18 protein-coding genes are annotated in these 22,874 nt (G+C 58.6%); 6 read left to right on the top strand and 12 right to left on the bottom strand.

Translation table 11 applies throughout. The annotated features are described in order from the left end of the window. Together K1X75_11200 and K1X75_11195 are read right to left on the bottom strand one after the other, a co-directional pair. Positions 1-2,027, bottom strand: a 2,027-nt coding sequence (locus tag K1X75_11200; GenBank protein ID MBX7058622.1) for a hypothetical protein, incomplete at its 3' end; no start/stop codon positions are given. Positions 2,028-2,142: 115 nt separating this feature from the next. Beyond that, on the bottom strand, positions 2,143-2,997 hold the full coding sequence (locus tag K1X75_11195) for a polysaccharide lyase (protein MBX7058621.1): 855 nt from the start codon (positions 2,995-2,997) through the stop codon (positions 2,143-2,145). A gap of 105 nt (positions 2,998-3,102) precedes the next feature. Here K1X75_11195 and K1X75_11190 point away from each other — a divergent pair, with 105 nt between their 5' ends. Further along, a complete protein-coding gene (locus tag K1X75_11190; protein MBX7058620.1) occupies positions 3,103-4,272 on the top strand; it encodes an acyltransferase in 1,170 nt (389 codons plus the stop codon). Between the two features lie 5 nt (positions 4,273-4,277). On the opposite strand, the gene K1X75_11185 is transcribed toward K1X75_11190, so the two are convergent. Continuing rightward, positions 4,278-5,195 carry an NAD(P)/FAD-dependent oxidoreductase gene (locus K1X75_11185; protein MBX7058619.1) on the bottom strand — a complete coding sequence of 306 codons (918 nt, stop codon included), beginning with the start codon at positions 5,193-5,195 and terminating at the stop codon, positions 4,278-4,280. A 174-nt stretch (positions 5,196-5,369) separates the two neighbouring features. Here K1X75_11185 and K1X75_11180 point away from each other — a divergent pair, with 174 nt between their 5' ends. Continuing rightward, positions 5,370-6,194, top strand: a complete 825-nt coding sequence (locus K1X75_11180) for a hypothetical protein (protein MBX7058618.1) — start codon at positions 5,370-5,372, stop codon at positions 6,192-6,194. Here the strand turns inward: K1X75_11180 and K1X75_11175 are convergent. Together K1X75_11175 and K1X75_11170 are read right to left on the bottom strand one after the other, a co-directional pair. Continuing rightward, a complete protein-coding gene (locus K1X75_11175; protein ID MBX7058617.1) occupies positions 6,163-6,795 on the bottom strand; it encodes a hypothetical protein in 633 nt (210 codons plus the stop codon). The genes K1X75_11180 and K1X75_11175 overlap by 32 nt on opposite strands. Next, positions 6,792-7,805: a BMP family ABC transporter substrate-binding protein gene (locus tag K1X75_11170; GenBank protein ID MBX7058616.1), complete on the bottom strand. Its 1,014-nt coding sequence runs from the start codon at positions 7,803-7,805 to the stop codon at positions 6,792-6,794. Before K1X75_11170 ends, K1X75_11175 begins: the two co-directional genes overlap by 4 nt. 158 nt (positions 7,806-7,963) lie before the next feature. Here K1X75_11170 and K1X75_11165 point away from each other — a divergent pair, with 158 nt between their 5' ends. The 3 genes from K1X75_11165 (at position 7,964) to K1X75_11155 (ending at position 12,382) form a co-directional block, all read left to right on the top strand. Beyond that, on the top strand, positions 7,964-9,739 hold the full coding sequence (locus K1X75_11165; GenBank protein MBX7058615.1) for a SpoIIE family protein phosphatase: 1,776 nt from the start codon (positions 7,964-7,966) through the stop codon (positions 9,737-9,739). A 107-nt stretch (positions 9,740-9,846) separates the two neighbouring features. Further along, positions 9,847-11,187: a hypothetical protein gene (locus K1X75_11160; protein MBX7058614.1), complete on the top strand. Its 1,341-nt coding sequence runs from the start codon at positions 9,847-9,849 to the stop codon at positions 11,185-11,187. Positions 11,188-11,371: 184 nt separating this feature from the next. Further along, positions 11,372-12,382 carry a lactonase family protein gene (locus K1X75_11155; GenBank protein MBX7058613.1) on the top strand — a complete coding sequence of 337 codons (1,011 nt, stop codon included), beginning with the start codon at positions 11,372-11,374 and terminating at the stop codon, positions 12,380-12,382. Between the two features lie 327 nt (positions 12,383-12,709). Here the strand turns inward: K1X75_11155 and K1X75_11150 are convergent, their stop codons facing one another. From K1X75_11150 to K1X75_11130, 5 genes are all read right to left on the bottom strand, one after another. After that, positions 12,710-14,524, bottom strand: coding sequence for an ABC-F family ATP-binding cassette domain-containing protein (locus K1X75_11150; GenBank protein MBX7058612.1), 1,815 nt, complete (start codon positions 14,522-14,524; stop codon positions 12,710-12,712). A 92-nt stretch (positions 14,525-14,616) separates the two neighbouring features. Beyond that, positions 14,617-15,174: a hypothetical protein gene (locus tag K1X75_11145; protein MBX7058611.1), complete on the bottom strand. Its 558-nt coding sequence runs from the start codon at positions 15,172-15,174 to the stop codon at positions 14,617-14,619. Next, a complete protein-coding gene (gene gpmA, locus K1X75_11140) occupies positions 15,174-15,872 on the bottom strand; it encodes a 2,3-diphosphoglycerate-dependent phosphoglycerate mutase (protein ID MBX7058610.1) in 699 nt (232 codons plus the stop codon). Before gpmA ends, K1X75_11145 begins: the two co-directional genes overlap by 1 nt. 82 nt (positions 15,873-15,954) lie before the next feature. After that, positions 15,955-16,908 (bottom strand): hypothetical protein, encoded by a 954-nt coding sequence (locus K1X75_11135; GenBank protein MBX7058609.1) that lies wholly within the window; start codon positions 16,906-16,908, stop codon positions 15,955-15,957. Positions 16,909-17,058: 150 nt separating this feature from the next. Further along, entirely contained in the window at positions 17,059-19,923 is a 2,865-nt protein-coding gene (locus K1X75_11130) for a hypothetical protein (protein MBX7058608.1), read from the bottom strand. A gap of 255 nt (positions 19,924-20,178) precedes the next feature. Between K1X75_11130 and K1X75_11125 the strand changes: the two genes are divergently transcribed. Continuing rightward, entirely contained in the window at positions 20,179-20,847 is a 669-nt protein-coding gene (locus K1X75_11125) for a PilZ domain-containing protein (GenBank protein MBX7058607.1), read from the top strand. Positions 20,848-20,921: 74 nt separating this feature from the next. Here the strand turns inward: K1X75_11125 and K1X75_11120 are convergent, their stop codons facing one another. Continuing rightward, positions 20,922-21,239, bottom strand: coding sequence for a hypothetical protein (locus K1X75_11120; GenBank protein ID MBX7058606.1), 318 nt, complete (start codon positions 21,237-21,239; stop codon positions 20,922-20,924). Between the two features lie 63 nt (positions 21,240-21,302). Then, positions 21,303-22,844 carry a hypothetical protein gene (locus tag K1X75_11115; GenBank protein MBX7058605.1) on the bottom strand — a complete coding sequence of 514 codons (1,542 nt, stop codon included), beginning with the start codon at positions 22,842-22,844 and terminating at the stop codon, positions 21,303-21,305. Between the last annotated feature and the right edge of the window lie 30 nt (positions 22,845-22,874).

Raw genomic sequence — 22,874 nt, 5'->3', positions numbered from 1 at the left:
GTCGCCCCGGTTCTTCGGGCGATAATCTGGAGTTCCGAATCGGTAGCGGGCCCAAGCAAATAGTTCCCCCGGGAATCGCGCAGGAAACCATCCCCGTCAATCCACCCGGCCAGTGCGGCGACGGTCCCTGCGCTATCATTCACAAATGCGCGCATTCTTTGCGCAGGAATCATCCTCAAATGATGAGAATTGAATTCATCCGGTGCGATTCGGTCGCGTTCCTCGCTGGAAGTCGCAATCAGCGCATTGGTTGGCGCATCTGCGGTCAGGGCTGATAGCGAGTGGATGGGAGGAATAGCCACATTTACGTAAGCGCCTCGACTCTGTACCAAAAGATTGATCCCACTCAGCAGGCAAAACATCGCCAAAAACGCTGGTAGCATTCGTTCGACTCGAACAATCAATTGCGAGGTCAAAACCCCAAATAGCAGCGCGGGCGCGTAAGCCGCATCGAGCAGGTAACGACCTCGGAAGCTCTCGCCACCGTTGTGCCAGTAGAGGCCGTAGATTGCAGTATGGGCGCAGAGAAGTAAAACAAGGAGTAGCAGCACTGGGCGTTTGCGTACCGCAGGCCAGCTAAGGACAGCGCCCGCAGCCAGAACGGTAACGGTCGGCAGTCCAAAAAGAGGCAAGTCGATACTCAAAGACTGGAGAATCTCCAGCCCATTCAGCAGCAACTTGCGCAGAGAGTGGCCCATAGTCCCGTAGGTCGGAACACAGCCATATTCCGGACCAAAGCCGGGCAGCTGACATCCGGGGTGAAAGTGCCGGTCCAGATAAAGGCTGGTAAAAAAGACTCGCCCGCCCGGAAAAAGCGAGGCGTAGGCCAGTAGCGCAGACAAGATTATGGCGACAGAAAAAACTAAGAACGCCAATCGAAGCGCTGGGCCCTGTCGATCGCCCGGTTGGCGAAGATCGGAAAAAAGCAGAGCGAGGGCCTCCTTTGCGCTGAGGCCAAGAATAAATGCGATTCCGGACTGCAGCCGCACGAAGCATAGGGCCATCAGTGCCACAAGAGTCAGCAATGCCATCCCAATCTGGCGAGAACGTGAAAGCGCCTGGCCAGCGGCTAACCATGCAAGAAGCGAGGCCATTTCCAGGCACAGCGCGGACATATGTGACATCAGGTTTCCGGCGCCGAAGAAATGGGCCGGCATCAAAATAAGCGCGCCTGGCGCCAACCATTGTGCTCCTCTCCCTGAATCTGGAAAGAGGCGACGCCCTGTAATCCAGAGTAGAACTACACTGATTGATCCCAAAATTAGATTGGCATAGGGCGCCGCGCTCAATAGATGAAAGGCGGCCAGCAGATAGGACCAGCCGTGCTGGTGTGCGCTGAAGAAAAGATTGCCATCGCGCAATACATATGGCAACAGAGTTAGCTCTTCCCAACGACCGGCGGACAGTCCGGCGGGCGGTGGCGACAGGCCGACCAGGCGGCCATCACGGATCAGAATCGACTGAATCCAGTAGGCCAGTTCATCCTCCAGGCGCGGAATGGCCGGACCTTCCAGCAGGAGCCGCCCCAGATAGCTTGCCGCAATGGTCGCCAGAGCAAGTAGCAGGCAGCCTGCTTTGCAAGCAGGAGCAGACTTCGTGACCAGCGCGGTCAGTGCCAGAATCAGCGTGGCAGCGGCAAGCGGCCGGCTCAGGCCGGCGATGACCGCGCCTTCGCCAAGACTCCGCCACTGAATAGTCTGACTTAGATCGATTTGTGCAACCGGGACCGACAATGCCAGTTGCAACACAACAAGTACCATTGCCTGCCATCCCCATCGCCGCGGCGCCTGCCATCCGCCAACCTTCAACAGCGGCAGCCAGAACGGCAGAGTCAGGGGCCAGTAAAGCAGCAAACGGTAAAGGGCGTCGCTGACAAAGAACGCACCAGCTTGATACCCCAAAAAGCGAAGCCAGAATGTATTGGCGCTCAATTGCATCCCGGCAATGATCAGTATGGCCGAATTGCACAGAATAGCCCAAAGGACGAAGGCGAGAGGGAGCGAATTGCGCAAACGGGATAGTTCCATTCCTGCCTCGGGTTACAGGAAGAAAAGTGCGCCGTGGATCATACTGCCCGGGCAACTAGAATTTTGCTGGATGGCTACGGCTCATTCAGTGCGACGATTGCCGACGCCCTGATTTTCAAAAGGGGCAGGCGCTCACTTCGCGAATTGTCAGGTCGTCATTGTAGATCGAACCGCTGCTGATCGTCGGAATGGCATACAGACCAAAGTGCGCCTGATGCAGAACGCCGCAGGCCCCGCGTACCGGCGCTTCCGAGACCAGTACCCCGTTCTGGCGCACCCTGGCAAAGCCTGTATTGGGATCGAAATCGATGCAAGCCTCGATCCGTACAAAGGCGCCATTGACGTAGGGCGCTGGCGAGTTCGTTTCCGTCGTCTGGTAACTCCAGTTGCTCTGACCATGCAATGGAACGTGCATCAGGTGGACGAAGTTCGTGGTTCCGCGATTGAGATTGCCAAGATTGACCAGCACCACGCGCGACCAACTGTCAGAGGCATCGGCAGAGAGCGTCATAAAGCTGAACCACTGTTGGTCGGCGACGTTCATGTCCAGTCGCGTATAGATTTCGATGTAGACAGGCGTACGGAAAGAGCCCTGACTGCTCTTGTGCAATTGTACTGTCGGGTAGCCGCGGTGGTTGCAGTTTTGCCAGAAGGGACAGCTGGGGCCGCTGGCATAGACGTAGCCGCGGTGGGCGTTGCCCGTGCGTGCAATTGTATTCTGCAACTCGTGCGCGGCTGCGTTCTGGTAATTCTGCGGCGTCAGGTAGAAGCCATTGAAATCGCTGACTGCTTCAAAGCCGCTGAGAAACTGTCGATTGGCCTGGCTGCGCTGCAGGTCGGCATTACAGGAGGCCGCCTGGGCCAGTCCGGCTCCCAGCAGTAGATCGGCCAGTCCATCGTCGCTGGATTGCTGGCAGTGAGCCAGCATCAGCATCAGAATTAGCGTCAACCATCCGCTGCTTCTGCACATACCAAACATCAGACGTAAAAGATCATCGATTCTGCGCACAATCGCCGGGTCCGGCGAGCCATTTCTGGCTAGTCGATGGAGGGCCGCTGCAGAGCCTGGCCCGGCATGAGCCGCATCACAGGCGATTTATTCCGGCTGCTGGCAATTGCCTTCGTCCTGATCATTCACAGTACGTGGCGCTGGGAAGAGGCCTTCCGTCAACATCACGATTTTCTTTCGGCGGACTTTGTCGGCGTGACGCTCAACCAGCTGGCGCGATTCAGCGTACCCTCTTTTGTCTTTCTATCAGGCTACGGCCTTGCCTTGAAGTACCGACGGCAATTGCAGGCATCCGGCGCTGGCTTCGATCTGGCAACAACGCTCGACTTCTGGCGCGGCCGCGCGCTGCGCGTCGGGCTTCCCTTTCTGGTCTGGACGCTTGTTTTTTTTGCCTTCTCGCCGCGCTTTCAACTGCCCCAGGACCTGGTCGCCGGCGCGGCCCTTGGCGAGGCGGCCTTGCGCTTTGCTCAAACGCTGGCGCCCTTGCTTTACCGTCAGGGCGCCGATTACCACTTCTATTTCTTCCATATTATCATTGAATGCTATATTGTTTTTCCGCTGCTGTTTGTCTTCATCCGTCATATGGCGCCGCTTTGGCGTGCGGTATGCTGGGTTGCGCTGTTGATTCTGCAGCTGGCCTTCAGCTCCCCATCGCACTTGATCTTTCATGCTCTTGGTCTGGAACGTCCCGCATTCTTTTCTGCGTTCTTGATTTACTGGATCTTCTACTTCTACAGCGGCGTTGCCTTTGCCTTTGCCGCTCAGGAGACCCGCCAGCAACTGGAGTCAAAGCGCTGGATGGCAAGCATCGCCGTATTGCTGGCGTTGGCGCTAACGCTCTACGAATATGTTGGCAATTCTTATCATGCCCGGGCGCCGGACGACTACGATCATTTCAATCGGCAGGTCGTAGTTCTGTTGAGTCTTGCCGTGATTCGATTCTTTGCCGCCTGGGATAGCGTGTTACAGCCCCAGCTCTTGATCCGATCGCGGCTAACACGTTGCATCATTCAAGGCGCCGCGCTGAGTTTTGTCGTCTTCTTGTTCCATACCTGGATTCTACGAGCGATTCTCTGGAGCTGGCCAGGCATTCCGCTTCTGCTGCTCATTCCTGCGCTGTGGATTGCCTCCTTTGGCCTGGCCTGGCTGTTGCACCGCGCGCTTCCGGACTGGCGACTGCTTCGAGCTGCGCTGGCGCTGCCTCCGGCCGATCCCGCGAATCGTCGGGCCCGCTGAACGCGCTATTCTGGAGTGCTGCGGGCCCCGCGCAGCTCGGCCTCGATTGCTTTGGCCGCCACGACGCCGTCGGCCAGGGCCGTGACCACGCAGGGATGCACGGCCTGCGCTGCCTCGCCAACGCAGTAAATGCCGGCGGCCGGCGTTTGTCGACTGGCATCAGTCCGCACAAAACCGCGCTCATCAAGTGCGTCGCCAAGTTCCGCGCGCAGCGCCGACGGCAGGACCGCCTGCCAGCCGTAGAGCGCTGCAATCAGGTCGTAGTTGCGCCGTTGACCGTCGCGCTGAATCTGCAATGTCGATAGGTCCACGCTGTAGGCTCCGGCAAAAAGGTCGCCTTCGGCAATGCGCTCGGCCAGCGCCGGGCGCGCGCGCAGCGTGCGGGCGTAGACGTGAATCAAGGCTGGATGCTTTTTATTTAGAATCGTGTAGTATTCAGCGGCATTGTCGCCGCCGCCCAACAAAGCAACGCGCAATCCAGCCACCGGCGCCTGGTCCAGGGCCTGGCCGGGCCCAATCACCACTCCCGGGCCCGCCTGCAATCCGCCGTCCCGGGACCGCACGCCGCTGGCCATGACCAGGCGACGCGCCTGGATGCGCTCCAGCGCACTGCCAGTAGCATTTTGCACCTGGCAATGAAAGCCATCTGCATTTCTTTCAACGGCGACGAGTTCAGACTGCAGACGCAACTCTGCGCCAACGAGTTGCAGGTGTTCCGCCAGCGCTGCTGCGTACTGCGGTCCGCTCTGTGCCGGCAATCCCGGCATCCAGAGATTGGGCTGATCAAATTGATAGAGCAGGCCGCCAACACGCTTCGAGCGTTCGATCAGTAGCGGACGCAGGCCCAGGAGCTGAAGCCAGATGGCGGCGCTGACTCCCGCCGGTCCGGCGCCTATCACCAGCGCATCAAAATCACGATTCACATCTGTACTCATAAATCAGAGAGCCGAACATTTCGAGTTGAGCATGCAGGTCGCCACGGTCAGGAGCCTCCATCCGGTCAGCAGCGACAAGCGATTGCCAGCCGCAGCGGAGCGGTCGCAATGGACTTCCCAAAAAGAGGATGACTGCGACATGCGGCCGTTTTGCAGATGTGTATGGTCGCAGCAGAACTGTCCTTTGCAACGCGTTGGATGCGCATGGTCAGCTTGATTCAGGCGCTGAGTGCGGTTGGCGTGCTGGCCTGGCTGCTTGTCGAGTGGCGCGGCGGCGCGCCGATTTCTACGTGGGTCTATATTGTTCCGCTGGCGCTTTTTCATGGCATCTACGCCATCTGGCATGCCAAAGGCGCTGCCCTGGCGCCTTTTCAGCTGGTCAGCGCTGTGGGCCGCAGTCTCAACGCCGTCGCCTTTGGCCTCAGCGCGGCGCGGATGCTGGAGGATGGCGGCGAGATGGCGCCGCTGCTGGCGCTGCACCTGCCAGTTTATCTATGCATAGCGGCCTTTCTCGATTTGAGCCACGGACTTTCCGGAATCATCTTGCACTTCAAGTTGCGCCGCGCTCAGCAAGATCCGTCGTCGGCAGGCGACGCTGCCGGGCGCGGCATGGCGGAGTGGAATCGTTTGCTCTTTGCCATTTACATGATTGGCCTGGCGGCGTGGATTCTTGCCGCGCCGGCAAGTTTCCTCGACTTCTTTCGTTTGCCGCCTGATCATTTTGTCGGACGCCTGCTGGCGGGCCCGCTGCCGCTGCTGGCCTGGAATTTGATTTTGCTTTCCGCCTACAATCTCTGCGCCGTTGCCTACCGTCTGACGCCGCTGATCGAGGCCGGGAAACGCGGCGGACTGTTTACCTGTTTCTTCTTTGCCGCGCTGGTAGCACTGGGTATTCTGCATCCAATCACGCTGCTCTTGCCGGCCGTCGACCTGCTGAGCATCGCCTTGTTGTTGCTCAGTGCGCTCTGGAAACGACGCGCGCATTGAGCGCCGCGAGGCGGCGATACAGTGCGTGGATGCGCAAGAGGGCTGGCGTCGTACTGTGTGGCGCCGCATTCAAGGGCGCCGCGGCGCTCTGTGTATAGCCAAAGGCGTCGCGCTCCCGGGGTCCGAGGGCGCTTTCTCCGCGCAGCGCCTGTTGCGCCTCCGGCGCGCCGGCCAGCTGCAAAAGAGTGCAGGGGACTATGCCTTGCGGCGGCGGCGCCTCGAAGGCTACGATGCGCGCAAAACCTTCGGGAGTCTGGCTGGCGCTCAACAACGCAAGCGTATCGAAGCGCCATTCTTCGGCGCGTCGCGCCTGGGCCAGCAGAGCCTGCAGCGCCAGCGACTCGTCCAGCATGTTGAGCTCGCGTAATTGTTCGGCATTGTTGGGGATCAGGTAGGCGTCTTGTACGTCTGATCTTCTCCAGTCAAAATGGGCGCGCGCCTGGCACTCCCCGGAAAGGATCTCAATTTTTTCTACTGTGGCGCGATCAAAGCGCCGGGCCAGCTCTTCCGTTTCGCGCTGCAGCTGCCATGCTTGCAACGAAGCGCTACAACCGGACGAAAGAAGCAAGAAAATCGAAAGCGCAATGGAGCAAGCCTTCATGATCCGCCCGCATCCGATTGCTCGCTTTCGATCAGTTGCTTGCGCAGAGCTTCCAGCTTTTGCAGCGTCGACTCAGGGATTCTATCGCGCGTGTATTTCATTTCGCTCAGACTCACGCCGCCGCTGGCCAGGCCGTAGCGGTGGACGCCGGGTTTGAACTGCCCTCCGGCGATTTGTCGGAGTTCTTCGTAAGTCGCCACGTCCAGCCGCTTCATCATACTGGTCAGCACATAGCCGCGAGCCAGGTGATCCTGATCGGCATCAACGCCAATCGCAAAACGGCGCTGGCGCCGGGCGGCTTCGATCACGCCATTGTTAGTAAGACCCGCGGCGGCAAAAATGATGTCGGCGCCGTTTGCATATTGCTGCAATGCAAGCGCTGCGCCGCGATCCGGATCCTCAAAGCCATGAAAGTCCCCCTCCGCAGCAGCGTAGGCTGCCAGGACGCGCACCGTCGGCCGCGCAAAGCGCGCGCCATCGCTGAATCCCTGCTGGAATTCGTGCAAGGTCGGACTATCCATTCCGCCAATGAATCCGACCACGCCGCTCTCTGTCTGCCATCCAGCCAGCGCGCCGGCCAGATAGGCGCCCTGCTGATGATTGAAGACAGTGGAGGAGACATTGTCATAGCCCTCAATCGGCAAGTCATGAAATACAAAACGTACGTCAGGTCGTTGACGGGCAGCGTTGCGGATGAGTTGTTCAAATTCCCATCCACTGACTACAATGACCTGGGCGCGAGCCTTGAGCAATCGCTGCAAGGCGCGCTCGCGTTCAGCGGGCGAAGGGCCTGGCGCTTCGCTCAATAGCTCGTAGCCAAAATCCTTGCGCGCCCGAATCAAACCGTTGTAGGTCATGTCGTTGAAGCTCTGATCGCCTTGCCCCCCCGCGCCAAAGAGCGCCCCTACAACCACCCCATCGGCGCGCGGCAATTCCGCAGGCCGATCGCACTGCGCTGCGGCAAGCGCCACAGCAAGCAGGCAATGAATGAAACTACAAATCTTGCGCATGCCTCCGCCCGTCCGGCGCCTCGGTCGCGCCGATTCTGAACCGGAAAATCTCGCCTGGCAAGCCGAAACTGGCGCCGCTCCATTTGCCCGCCGGCAGAGCGTCGCTGCCCCGAATGCAGTTGACGACCCGGGCGAAAGAGCGACTATCCTGGCGCCCCATGGCCCGCAGATCCCTGGTATTCCTCTTCCTGCTGCTGGGCCAGGTCGCCGCCACAACGGCGCTGGGCGCAGAACAGGGCAGCGTCCAGGGTCTCGCATTGAGCGCCGCCGAAAGCGCATGGATTCGCCAGCATCCGGTTGTGATCCACGGCTACACGACGGACTGGCCGCCCTTTGAATTTGTCCAGAGCGATGGCCTCTACCAGGGCGTGGCGGCAGATTATCTCAAACTGATCGAGCAACGTACCGGCCTGCACTTTCAGCCGCAGCCGGGACTCAACTGGCAGACTTCGATCCAACAGGCCGAAGAGGGCCGCATCGATCTACTGCCCTGCATCAGCGACAGCACACGGCATCGCCGATTCCTGCTCTTCACTCGCACCTACATCGACTACCCGATTGTCATTGTGACTCGAACGGACGCTCCATTTGTGGGCGCGCTGGGCGACCTGAATGATCAGGTGGCGGCGGCGCCGCGCGCCTATTATACGGCGGATCTGTTGATTCAGGATTATCCCGGCGTTCGCCTGCTCTATACCGATACGATCGGTCAGGCGCTGCGCAAGGTGAGCATTGGCGAGGCCGACGCGGCGATCGATAACCTGGCAGTCATGAGTCAGCAGATTTCTCGCATGGGATTGACCAATCTCAAGATTGCCGCTCCCACCGAATACCGTTCAGAGATGCGTATGGCCGTGCGCAGCGACCAGCCGGAGTTGCGCTCGATTCTGGACAAGGCCCTGGCCAGCATTACTGCGGCGGAGAGCAACGCCATCAATCAGAAGTGGCTGCCAGTACGCTACGAGTACGGCGTGGACATGGCCGAGGTGATACGCACCGGACTTCTGATCGGCGCCGGCGTGGCGGCGGCCTTCGCTCTGTTTTATCTGTGGAATCGATCGCTGGAGCGCGAGGTTCGGCAGCGCAAGGCTGCTGAGGAACAGCTTTCGCGCTTGAATTCGGAGCTGGTCGGCCAGCGCAATCAGCTGGAAAGCGCACTGCGCACAATCCAGCGCGATATCGGACTGGCGCGAGTCGTTCAGCAAAATATTCTGCCGCGTCGGGTCGACGGTTTTCGCGGGCTGCGCGTTGCCGCGCTCTACCAGCCGGCGGGCGATATTGGCGGCGATATCTATGACATCTTTGAACGCGAGCCAGGGCTGGTGCGCATCTTTCTGGCCGACGCCATGGGCCACGGCGTCCAGGCGGCGCTGGTTACAATGATGATCAAGAGCGAATATGAACATCTCAAGCGCGGCGCTGAAAATCCGGACGAAGCGCTGCGACAATTGAATCAAGCGATGATGTTTCGTTACCAGAGCATGCCGATCTATTTTCCGGCGATCATCGTTGATGTCGATGCGATCGACGGTCGCCTGCGCTACTGTTCTGCCGGACTGGGCGATCAGCTGGCGCTGCAGGCCGACGGCGGGACGCGGAGGTTGCGGCGAACGGCGCCAATCATTGGACTTTCCCAGAGTCTGCCTTTTCAAATAGAAGAAACAGAACTGGCCGCCGGCGAAACAGTGCTGCTCTTTACGGATGGCATCATTGAGGCGCAAAACCGCTATTCGCAGATGTACGGCGAAGCGCGCCTGGCGCGCGAATTCCGGGGCCAGGGTCTGGCCAGCCCCGAACTGGGACTGGAACGGATCCAGCGCAGTGTCCAGGAGCACCTCGCCGGGATGGCGCCGGAAGATGATATTACCGTCGTGGCCCTGCAGCGGCGCCAGGCGAGCGCGCCCGGTTCGTTGCCTTCGCCGCCGGGCAAATGAACCCGCGGCGGCGGATCGCAGTCTAAAAGTCGCTTGCCCGGTTGTAGCGCGCCGATGGTATGCAATTCCATAGCCCCGCAATGCAAAGCAAAAGGAGATCCTCGCTTATGGCAATCCGGCCGTTTCCTCTTTCAAAAATCCTGCCGCTGCTGGCCATCGCAAGTTTTGGCGCCTGTCTTTCTGGTCCGGCATCTGTTGTCCGCGACCTTGGACAGGGTTCCGATGTCAGCAATGCTCCGGTCAAGCGCGGCGACTGGCTGCTGGCCAGCGTTACGGCCAGCTTCGATGCCAAACTTGCCGTAACCATGCCGGGCGGGGCGCGCCTGGAAAATGATGATTATGCGCCCGGCAACGTGAATGTATCTGTCGTTATCGCCGAAAGCGTCGCCGACGGCGAAGCCTTCATGACCGTAAGCGGCGTAGAAGCAAGTGCGCGCGGTCGTTACACCTTGCAATATGCAGCGCTGCACGACGGGCAGTCGCTGCTCAACCAACAAAGCGATGCCCTCAGCGAGACGATCGGCGGAACGGAGGGGCGCTTTGTGGATCGCTATACTTTGCCCATGCAGCGCGGACAGTTCATCTTCAGTCGCATTCAGAATCCGGCATCGGATTTTGTGCTGCGGGCGCACACGCCCGGCGGCAAAGACCAGTCCGGCGATGATCCCGATATGCTGCTCATCGAAGCCGAACAAAACGGCAATCTAGAGCTGCAGGTAAGCAGCTATGCCCTGAACGCTGGCGGCGCATACGCTCTTCAGACGCTTCCGGCGATGATGGCGCGCACGCCTGTAGAGGGTCGCCTGACCGACGGTCGGACCGATGCCATCACCTTTCAAGCTGCTGCCGGCGGCCTCTACTTGATTCGCGGCGTCTCCTCCGATTTTGATATCAAACTGGATGTTGTCAATAAACAGACCAATGCCACGGCCTCCAACGATGACAATGGCGAAGGAACTAACTCGCTGACCGCCATCGAAATGCAGGCCGGCCAGACCATGGAAATCAAAGTAAGTTCCGTGGCCGGCGCCAGCAGCGGTCGGTTCCAGATTGGCATTTTGCGCGCCGGCGCCGCCGATGCTCGTCTGCGCTCGGCCAATGTGAGCGGCGCCCTGGAGCAGGGCGACCAGCGAGTCATCTCTCGATTTGAACGAAGCTATCCGTTGCAGGTTAGCGGTCCGGGCATTCTGCTGGCAGAGGTGAAGTCTGCTGATTTCGATCCAATCGTGCGCGCCATTGTCGCCGGGCAAGGGCACCAGAATGATGACTACAATGGCGATGAGCATCGCTCTATTCTGGCGATCAATGTGGCGCAAGCGGGCCCAATCAAATTGATTGTGACCAGCTACAAGGAAAATGCTGGCGGAAACTACAGCGTGAGCGCCAGATTTTTTCCAATGAGCAACGGCCCGGCAGTTCCGTCCAACTGGCAGCCGCCAGCCAATTGATCGAACTGGCGGCCCGGGCGCCGTTGATGCAGGGAACAGTATGGAAATGCAGACCGCCAGCGGCGCCCGGATCCAAGCTTGCATCGTTTGCTTGCGCCAATCTATTTGCGCAATTCTGATCTGCGTCGCTATTCTGCAATGCAGGTCGGGTATCTGCTCCGACGCAGACCCTACCTGCTCGGCGATGGGTTTGCTTTCGATTCTGGTAAGCAGACAGGCGAAGTATCTCTATTTTTCCAATAGCGGCGGCAGCCAGATCATGCGTTCCAGTATCGCGGCCGATGGCTCGCTTGCCAGCCCGGTCGTCGCCGCCACGCTTTCGGGCGTAACCGTGATGGCTGTAAGTCCATCGGGGACGATGCTGGCGGCAGCCGGCCTGGGTCCGCAGGCTCTGTACTTCTATCGCGTCAATCCGCAAACTGGCGATTTGACTTTCGATCGCTCGGATGCACAATTGCTCTCTGCACCTTCCAGCATTGCCTTCGATCCGCTCAATCGATATGTGGCCGCGGTCACTTCCGGCGCTGGCGGTGAAATGGTCTGCGATACTCGCAGCGGCGCACTGGGGACCTGCAATAAATTTCTCACGGCGTCAGGCGCCAACATCATCGCCCTGCATCCCAGCGGCGCCTTCCTGTACGGGCTTTCCACCGGCGCCAATCCCGCAGCACAGATCTTCACCGTGGACGCCAGCGTACCGGCGCTCAATCAAGTTGGCGTTTCCAGCGTGTTCAGCGGAAGCGGCGCAAATGATCTGACCACTGATCCTGCCGGCCAGAATATCTACGCCGCTTTTTCCACGCCTGGCTCAGGGCCCTATGCTACGGCGCCGTTGAACGGGAGTACGATTGGAACCATTTCGCTTGCCGGAATTCTTAACGGTTTTTCTTCGCTGGCTCATTCGCCGCTGGCGGGTTATGAGTTTGCCAACCAGGCAAGCAATTCATTGATCATGGCTATTCCGCGAAGCGCCAGCGGCCTGTCGCTGACGCCGGATCTTACAAAATCATTAAACGTCGGCGGGGCGCCAACGACGATTCGAATGGATCCGCAAGGTCTGCATATCTACGTCCTGAATGGAGCGCAAATCCAGGTCTTGAATTTCGGCAGCGTCCTCAGCCTGGCGTCTACCACTGCGGTGACGGCTGGCGGCAATGGCCTGGCCCTGGCCTCGTATTACAAGCCAGGCTTCTAGCTCAGGCGAGTCTGAAGTGCGCGAAGGAGGGTGACCCGGCATAGCTGCTGCGCCTTTGCAGTGCGCCCTCTTGAGTGACCAGTTCAGGGGGCTATGCGGGCCGGTGGTCTGATGGTATTGCAGTAAGCCTTAAGCCAGCTTATTGCACGAAGGGCCTGGCGTTACCGCTCAGCCACCTCACCGGTCATTTTCAAGCGACTACTACTATCACTCATGCGCGGATCACCTCCTTTTGGCTGACAGAACGATGATGGGCCAGGAAAAATTGTCAACCAGGACTTGCCAAAAAGTGGACTCTGCGATATTGCCAGTCAGGTACGCAGGCGTTTAGGATTTGGCAGCATCGGGCGCAACGTTTCGACCTTCCAGTTCCAGCCAGCGGCTTTCCTTCTTTTCCAACTCGGCGTTCAATGCGGCCAGCCGCGTATTTTCCTCTTGTGAAAATGCGCCGCCGGCAAGGCGATCATGGATGCCAGCGCGTTCCTGTTCGAGGCGCGCGATGGAGCGCTCCAGTTCAGCGAGCTCCTTCTGATTCCGGGACCGTTCCTGCTTCTGCGCCTTGCGCATTTCATGTCCGTCGCGCGCGTTGTCAGCCGGCCGGAGAGCCGCAGCCTGAGCCGCCGGCGCTGCAGCCGCTTCGACGCCTTCCGATTCCGCAGCAAGACGTTGCTCGGCGGCAAACACATACTCCGGATAGGTCCCCGGGTAGAGCGCCGCGCGGCCGCCGGCAATTTCCAGAATCTGCGTGGCGACCAGTGAAACAAAGGTTCGATCGTGACTCACAAAGATGATGGCGCCGGGATAATGAGCCAGCGCCAGACCCAGGGCCTCCACCGTATCAAAGTCAAGGTGGTTGGTTGGTTCATCGAGCAGTAAGACATCGTAGCGACCAAGTAAGAGACCGGCCAGGGCGACGCGGGCGCGCTCGCCGCCGGAAAGCAGGGCTACGGATTTTTTGGCATCGTCGCCGGAGAACAAAAATGCGCCGGCCATATCCAGCGCCTGCTGCGGGGAGACGCCTGGTGCGGCCATGCTTTCAATGGCGCTGATGACGCTTGCCTCTGGATTGATCGCCTGGTAGACATGCTGTGCGTAGTAGCCAATGCGAAGCCCGTCCACCCACCGCATTTTCCCGGATAGAGGCGGCAGGAGACCGGATAAGGTGCGCAAGAGGGTCGTTTTCCCGGCGCCGTTGTCGCCCAGAGCCGCCAGGCGCACGCTTCCGCTCAATTCGAGGCTAATTTCCTCGGCTACCGTCCGCTCCGCATAGCCTATGGATAGAGCCTCGATGCTCAGGACCCGGCCCTTGCGCGGCCGGGTCGCAGGCAGCTTCATTTCTACGTTGCGCGTGCGGTGCTTGATTTCGATTGGACTCAGGCGCTCAAGCATTTTCAAGCGCGACTGCGCCTGGCGCGCTTTGCTGGCCTTGGCCCGGTTACGATCGACAAAGTCCTGAATCTCGCGGCGTCGCGCCTCGACATTGCGCTTCTGTCGCGCCAGCTCCTCGCGTCTTTGTTCTTTGAACTCAAAGTAGTCCTCGAGTTCTCCAGGAAAGTAGTACATGCCTCCGTCGTCGATTTCGAGGGTGGCTTCAGTGCTGCGCTTGAGAAACTCGCGATCGTGAGAAATCACCAGAGCGGCGCCGGAGTAGCCGGCCAGGAATCGTTCCAGCAACAACAGCGTCCCCAGGTCCAGGTAGTTGGTTGGTTCATCAAGCAACAGCAGATTGGGCTCGCCCAGCAATAACGCGCTCAGCTTGACGCGCATCTGTCGTCCGCCGGGCAAATCGCCGATGCGTTTTTCAAGGTCGGCGCCCTTCAACGCAAAACGTCCGGCTACCTTGCCACAGCGCCAGGCCTCTGCGCCGCTGTAGCGTTGCAGAAAACCCAGCACCGTCTCTTCCGGTTGAAAGGGATCCTTTTGTTCCAGATAGGCCAGGCGCAAATTGCGACTGCGAATCACTTCTCCCGCATCCGCATCTTCCTGGCCTGTCAGGATTCGAAACAAGGTTGATTTGCCGGCGCCATTGCGGCCGATGACTGCAAGTTTTTCGCGCTCCAGAAAAGATACGGTAGCATCCTCGAAAAGCAAGCGTGCGCCGTAGGACTTTTTCAGGCGTGAGATTTGCAGCAAAGTCTTCATTGGAGTGCGCAGATTTCCTGTTTCTGGCTGCCGGTCAGTTGTGCCAGGGCCAGCAGCCTGTCCAGAAAAGTCTCATTGCGTTGACGCAGCTATCAGCGGTCTGCGCGCCAGTCATGGATGCTGCCAAGCAGCTCGGTTAAGGCTGCTTCGATCCGGGAAAAAGCCTGCGGCGCGCGTTCAAAGGCCGGGTTGCTGCGAAAGAGCACATTGTTGGCGCGCCCATCGAGATTGACTTCAAGGCGATAGGGGTAGTAGCGTTCGCCCTCGGCGGCGCCATAGGAGGGGCCCAGATCCAGAAATCCCGAGTCGCGAATGGTTGCGACCAGCGCCTGTCGCTGTGCGGCGTTGAGCGTAGCGCGCCGCGTTTGCAACTGCACGGAGGCAGGGACCGGACTGGCGGGGTTGTCAAAGGCCTCGTGGCGCAAGGTATGACGAATTTGATCCTCAACAATTTCGATCGTCTGCGTACTGGAACTGTAGCGCACAAAGAAGGGCTGCTCGCCCGCTGCCGTCGCATGGTTCCCTGCGACCTGCTCCTGATTTGCATCCGGACGGTCGTTCACAAAAACAGACAGTGGGGCGCAGCCGATCCAGATCCATGCCGCTATAGCGGCGCCGACCGCGGTGATGCCGGGCCGGCGCGACAGCATCAACCAGCATCCTTGAGATAGTAGTTTCGAATGGGCTGAAGCGCGTCGTCCAGCTCATAGACCAGCGGGCTGCCGGTAGGAATGTTGAGGTTCAGGATCTCCTCGTCGCTGATCTTGTCGAGGTACTTGACCAGGGCGCGCAGGCTATTGCCGTGGGCGGCAATGATGACGCGGCGTCCGGCTTTGATTTCCGGTGCGATGTCTTCGTGCCAGGCCGGCAGAAATCGTGCGATCGTGTCCTTCAGGCTTTCTGTCAGCGGCAGTTGCTCTGCCTTCAGATCGGCGAATTTGGCTTCGTGACCTGGATAGCGCTTGTCGCTCTTCTCCAGCGCCGGCGGCGAAATATCAAAGCTGCGGCGCCAGATATGTACCTGCTCTTCGCCGTACTTCTTCGCGGTTTCCGCTTTGTTCAGTCCCTGTAGAGCGCCGTAGTGACGCTCATTCAGGCGCCAGTTGTGACGCACCGGAATCCACATCTCATCCATTTCCTCCAGCGCCAGCCAGAGCGTCTTGATGGCGCGCTTCAAGCGCGAGGTGAAGGCCAGATCAAAGCTGAAACCCTTTGCTTTCAGCAGACGGCCGGCCTCCATCGCTTCGGAGACGCCCTTCTCTGATAGCGGCACATCGGTCCAGCCGGTGAAGAGGTTTTCCTTATTCCAGACGCTTTCGCCATGGCGAATCAGTACGAGCTTGTGCATGGCCAACTATCAGCGGGGCCTTGCTGCGCTGGCAAGCGGGATTGGGGACGACGAGGGCCGAACCCTGGCAAGTCTTCCCGATTCAAAAGCGGAATTCGACCCCGAGCCCAGTCTCGCGAAGGTCATCCTGTTGCACGCCGACACGCCCCAGTGCAATCCTTGCCGAATCCGGAACTCCCGTGCTGCCTGGAAAGGATACTACGTTGAAGTGATTTACCTGAAAGGATTGATTGCTATAGGTTTGTGCAATGAAAAAGGTAATATTGTCCGAGGCCTGAATTCCAATTTCGGCGCCCAGCGAGGTCCCAATGATGCGCGCGCGATCGCCCTCGCCCGAATACGATGTTGCGGCATAGTTGCCTGACGCAAATGAATTGTTGTATCGCCACAGTCCGGATGCGCGATACCAGCGTCCGGTAGCGCGCAGGTAGAAGAGCGGCGAAGGCTGTACTTCCAGAGAAATGGCTGCGACCGCGCCAAAAGCCCGTGTTTGTTCTTCGCTGAAGGAAGATTCGAAACTTGCTGCAGCATGGCTATCAATTCTGCGAAAGATAGGACCCACTGCCGCGCTCAGGTACAGGGCATCGCTCAACTGCCAGTGGTAAGCGCCATAGAGTTCAAATTCCCTGGTCTCGATGCGGCCATAGCCCAGGGATGCCGCCGGATAGAACGATGAAAGCGCAACGGTCCGGCGCGGGTTTTCCAGGGTATAGGTTTTTGCCTTGAAGCCAAGTTCAAATTGATCGCTCAGACCATAGCCAAACGCCAGCGGCGTGGAGTAGCTTTGGTCCCCGGAAACCGATCCAGGAAGGTAGCCATAGGATCTGAGCTGAGCGTCCTGCGCCGCAAATAGATAACTTCGTTGACGAAGTTCCTCATACTGCAGCCGAACCGAGATCTCATTTTCGTGCAGCGGCCTGGCGCCCAGCGGAGACACAAGGAAGGGCGCAGCGCAGCAGACTGCAGCCCAGAGGGCGAGGGCAATCGCAGCCTGGCGACGGCGGTCAATATTGATCATGCAGGGGGGGCCGGACAATCCTTTGCCCCAGTCAATAGTAAAAATGGTCAAAGATTTGATTGTGCCGAAGATGATGTCCCGCTTAGGAAAAAGGAGCCCGCACCGGAAACGGTGCGGGCTCTTTCGCTCCCCTCGCAGATCTACAGGAGCCCTTTGCGAACAAGTTGCCTATTGAATGAAATGCAACCGGTGGAGCCGCCATTCCGCAGCGTAGAGACGGTTGCCGTCAAATGTCAGCCCGTAGATGTCGTTGGCAATGGGATCCGTACCCAGGAATCCTACCGGCGATCCGCTTGCATCCGTTGTTCGCAGACGATAGAGCGGCCCGCCGCCGTCGCTTGCGCCAGTATATTGCGCCATGTACAATATTCCGCCGGCATACGTGATTGCTCCAAATGCCAGGCTTGGTTCGCCGGTAGCCGCAAAGGCAGTCAGTGCTCTGGTCGCAGGATCGATCTGACGAATGGAGTAACTGATACTTCCGCCGCCATGCGCCAGAAAGATCCGTGATCCGTCTGTTGCCAGCGACTGCGGTTGATAGATACGAGCTGTCGCACCCGTTCCGAGTACGTCCCCGGCTAGACCGATAGTGCCGACCAGGGTATCCACATATTGCGTCGCCAGATTGATGCGTCGCACAGCATGATTGTTTAGATCGGCAACATATAGATAGGCGCCGTCTGTAATGATCCCTCGCGGCTGGTTGAATTGTGCACCCACGTTTGTATTGTCCGTAATTCCAGGCGAGCCGGCAACTCCTGCTACGGTGCTGACCTGGCGAGTAAACAGGTCAATCTTTCGCACCGTGTGCCCGCCGATCTCCGTCACGAATAGATTGGATCCATCGGTCGTGATTCCGTAAGGCTCATTGAAGCGAGCTCCGAGGGCTGGGCCATTCAATGAACCTGAGGTATAAGAAGCGCCAGCTAAGGTGTCCACAATTGCTGTTCTGGTGTCATAGCGACGAATGGCATGGTTTAGCTGGTCAGCGATGTAGATATAGCGACCATCCGTTGTTACGCCATTCGGATGATGAAATCGAGCGGCGCCACCGACGCCATTGATCGCTCCAGCCGAGGGAGCGCCAGCGGCCGTAATTGCCTTTGCATTGGCCGGTATGACCGGAGGCGTTGCAGAGTAGACGTTGCCGCTTACGATTTGAACACACCGAACCGGGACAGTGAGATCTGCATCGACCACCATCGCAACCTCTCCATTGCAGGCGCCCATAAAGGGATTCAGGGCCGATCCAACTGTTACCTGCGCATAGTTTGCCGCCCAGCCAGTTAGCGGATAAACGCCATCGGCGTTGATTGTTGCCGGTTCGGGATTGCCATCTACGGAGAGTCTCGCCGTGCCAACCAGGCCCGTCACATTTGCAGTGACCCTGAAGCGCGGAATAATGTTGAGCTGCACCGCCGGCGAGGTTTTTGCGCCAAGCGTAGCGCTTACATTTGCGATTACTGGATTGTTCGAAGTAGATACAACACCGTTCGCGTCAACGGCGCCGCCGGCTGCATCAATATTCCAGGACGATGGTAGAATGGGTATGTAGTTTCCGTAGGCATCCACGCCTCGTGCGTCCATTGCGTAGGTGTCCCGTCCATATACTACAATCGGACCTGCCGGAACCGCGCCATTCGTATCAAGCACTTGAATGGTCTTGATTTGGCCGGGGAGAATTTTGATGGCGAGAAAAGGAGCATCCATTGCCGTGTAGTTCACGAGCAGGCTGTAGTCCCCAGCCTGCCTGCCAAGCACGGTAATAGTATTGTACGCGGGATTGGCGATCGCCCGATTCTGCTGTTCCGGTGCAGCGCCCGGTGCAATTGGGAAAGGAACGATCTGGTTTTGCTCAACTGCCATGGCTTTGGTTCCGGCAGCGGGGCCGCCGCAAGCATTCCGAAATTGCGCAGTTAGCTGATAAGTCCGGTAGAAGCCGGCAGTGATTGGTGGCGGTCGCATAGCTGGCAGAGCTGAATCGTCCTGCCTGGAATGTAAACCTGCGGTGCCCGGAATCAATATCTGATTAATATTCTGGGGGAAGGCCGAGCTCGCCGTGCGATTGACATTGTCCAGCGCCGAAACCTGTAGCGACAGCTCAGGGCCTGCGCCGACTTGCCCCGCAGTGCATGGATCGCTCGCCCACACGGAGGCGGGGATCATGTAGCCGTACACGTTTTCGCGAAATCTTTCCGCGAGGGTAGAACCCGCAAGTGCAGGGTCCGCACCTTCAATAGGCTGCATCTCGACTGTTACTGGTGCAGAGGCGCCTCCCAGCAGACGTTGATAAGTAAGATTTACTTCAGCGATTGCCCCAAGCGGCTGCGGCGTGCCCTGTTCAACGCGTACGCGAACATATAGCGGGGCGCCAGCGACCGGCGTAGCGGGGAATGTATCCAATATCACTATCCTGGGAGCGGTGCTCGCGGCCTGATAACCGAGGGCCGCGGGGATGTATTGTGTAAAGTGCGTCACCTCGGCCGTAATAGTCCCGTTCGATACATCGACGTAGTTGGGCACGCCAATATAGCTCTGATTCTCCTCATTGTAGTACATGACCTCGCTCAGTTGCGGATCGAGGGAGGCATCGGCCATCGCGACAGCGTTGTAGCGGATCTGCAGCGTTGCGGGATTTGCGGGATCAAAGGTCGTCCCGGAGGGCAGCAATTCGTAGGCCTGTCCCAGGTCATGGAAGCCCTGCATGGGCGCAGCAGTGGGGGTCTCAAGTTTGCGAATCTCGATTAAGGTGTCCTCTTCCAGCGAGCCAGGCGGAATATGAAGCTGGACTTCGTTGTTCAGGTAGAGTGTGGCGCCCTGTTCAGCGACAACATACTGCGAGGTCATTTGCTGCGGGTTGGCCGGATCGAAACCGGGTATTTGTCCCGGTACAGCGGCTGGCGCTGCTGCAAGCAGCCACGCCAGCGGGCTAACGCCTTCGTCCTCTGTTCCGTCCAGGGGGTTGGAAATGCCTAGACAGTTGGCTAAGGCCAGGAAGGCCAGTACTGGCCAGGTTAATCGTTCAAGCTTCACATTGTCACTCCGTGTAGCCTTGCCTGCACGCGCTTCGTAGCAATTCCTGCGTATGGCAACGGCAGGGAATCTACGATTTGGGCCGTTGCCCTTCTCAAAAATTTTTGAATCACTTTTGATTTTTTGGCTCAGACTTGAACGTCGCCCGGGAGCGCAATTTGCCGCTCATTCTTGACAGATTGTCGCGCTTTGCCGCCTGATGGACTGGAAATGAGCCAAACCGCTTTGCCATCTGATCGCCGCCGCAGAATGAAGATGCCCCGATCGCTGCTGATCTCGGGTCTGATCCTGTTGTTGTTGCCTCTATTCAATTACCTTGCTGTTTCCTATCATCTCCTGATACCGCCGCAATACCCGATCAAAATACTCAGTCGTCTTAATCTAATAGAACTGGCTTTGATGGTACTGGCCATTCCGGTAGGGATCGGACTGCTCCGCGTAAAACGCTGGGGCTGGTACTCCTTCCTGGTCTTCGGGGTGCTATTGATTCTCTACAATATCTACGCACTTTCGACCGCTGTTTCGCGTTACAATTTGGTTGCACTGCTCGAAACCTGTGCGGCTATCGCGGCGATCTTTGTTTTTGTAAGACGCGATATAGCCGCTCCCTACCTGCGCATGTATCCTCGAGGCTGGCGCTTTCAGCGACGCGTACCGGTAGAATTTCCTGTACGGGTGGAAGGCCAGTCGGTTGTTATGCGCGACGCCAGCGATCGCGGCGTTTATGTCGCATGGGACGCAGGTCGGCTATCGCCGGGAGCGTCGCTGAAATTGCAGTTTGATCTGGGCGGCGAAAGTTTTGCTCTGGATGCCGGTCTGGTGCGTATCGATGCCGACGGTTGTGGAATTGCATTTCGCAACTTGAGTCGCAGCGATGCCAGGCGGCTGCGAAGCGCGCTGCAGGGCGCAAGCGCTGCGGCGTAGCCGTCCGATTGAGGACGAAATTCTTAGCTTCAACAAGGCGAGCATTGTTCACGTTCAATTGCTATGCTGTCGACTCAGCTAACCGGCGCTGTCGGCGCAAAAAGATCGATGCGGTACTGTCCTAGCATTACCCTCGCGCCGGCGCCATAGTTGGTTGTGTGGGTCACAGTTTCGTGGACCACCCGGGCGCAGCGTGCCTGCTTTTCGGACAGAATCCGTTCGACTCGCTGCCGGAGCAGCTGGTTCAATTCATCAATGCCGGTGAAGCTTTGATTGCCGGCGTCTTCGCTGAGCGCCGTTTCCCATTTCACGGTTAACTCGATCTCTTCGATGAGCTGATAGTCGTCGGGAACATCAGCCAGACGGTAGACAAGCATCCGCTCGTTATCCATGGCAGTCGTCCGCATCAAGGCCCGGCGACCGAGCTAATTTACCGGTTGCCATTGTTTCTCCGCCTAGAGATCGCCGTTGGCATCGATGCGTCCAAAAAAGAGATCTACGCCGCCGGCGTAGGGTAGAACCGCTGTCTTACCCTGCAGAGTTGGCGCGCTGGCATCAGAGTATCCGTTGAAGGCAGCGCCGCCAGATGGCGTTGGCACAATGCTGGTCGCTCGATCATCGCCGGCGGCCCCAAGCATTGTAAACCATTGCACGGCGCCGGTCGGACTGAATTTGACAGCAAGCAAATCGTTTGCTGCCGAAAATGCGTTGCGGGGCGCTTGACCGCCAAGACTGACAATTCCGCCGCCGACCAGACCGGCCGCGTAGACGTTATCCGTTGCATCAAAGGCGACAGCGTTAAGTTGATCCGCGCCGCCTCCGCCGATCATTGAATACCAATCCAGCGTCCCTTCTGGATTGTAGCGCGCCACAATGCCATCGCCAGCGCCGGCAAAGGGGATCAGCGGCGAATGCCCTTCCAGGCTGGCTAAGTTTGCCAGAACAGTTCCGCTAATCGCGATTTTACCTTGAGAATCGACGTCGACGCTCAAGTACTGATCAAAGCCCGCACTGCCAGCAAAGGTGTACCACTGCAAGTGGCCGCTGGCATCAAAGCGCGCCAGCATCCCGTCGTAGCCGCCAACGTAGGCATTGAGCGGCGCATGGCCTTCAATAGCCGGAACATTGGCGCTGACGCTGCTGGCCAGAACGGCGCCGCCGTCCGATTCACTGCTAAGACCAAACACAAAGTTCACCGCCGCCAGATCGCCAAAGAAGGTGTACCACTGCACATCGCCGTTACTGTCCAGTTTGCAGAGGCGGCCGTCGCTCCCTCCGCTATGAGCATTGACCGGGCTCTTGCCCTGCAAGGAGGGTACGTTGGCGCCGCTGGTGCTGGCCGCAAGAACGGAACCGTCGCCCAGGCCGATTACGCTCTTGCCCTGATCATCGCCGCCGGCGCCGAGAAAGGTATACCACTGAACGACGCCCGATGAATTCAATTTCACTGCGAGGTCGTCGTTGGCGCCTGTGTAGGCGTTGCGTGGAGTAAGACCGCCAAGCGCAGCGATATTGACGGAGGAATATCCAAAAAGAATGACTCCGCCGTCCGCAGTTTCGCTGATCGAATTCAAGAAGACATTTCCGCCGGCCGCACCAACAAAGCTGTACCAGTCCACTGCACCGCTTCCGTCGAGGCGAACGATCAATCCGTTTTGACCGGCGCCAGCATAAGGATTGAGCGCTGACTTTCCGCCCAGGGTTGGTATGTCTGCAGCGACGCTGCCAGCGAGTACAATGCCTCCGTTGGCGGTGAGGCACACACTTCGTCCCTCATCGCCGCCAGCCGCACCGGCGTAGCCGTAAAAAGTTGCCGTCGTTGTCGGTCCGCCGCGGCAGGGCCGAAAGCGCTGCTGACCGTACAGCAACAGTGCGGCCAGCGGGCTGCAGAGCGGATCGCTGGCGCGACACTCGAATTCAACGCAGGCCGCGCCAGACAGCCCGGCAAGCAGCACAAAAAAAAGATTACGGCAGATTCTGAAAGCTTGATGCATCATGTGTTCAGGATTGCATACAGTTGCTGCGCA

This window comes from Leptospirales bacterium (assembly GCA_019694655.1).
GTDB lineage: Bacteria > Spirochaetota > Leptospiria > Leptospirales > Leptonemataceae > SSF53.
The sequence above is the reverse complement of the archived record's forward strand: the minus strand, read 5'-3'. Positions and strand labels throughout refer to the sequence as shown.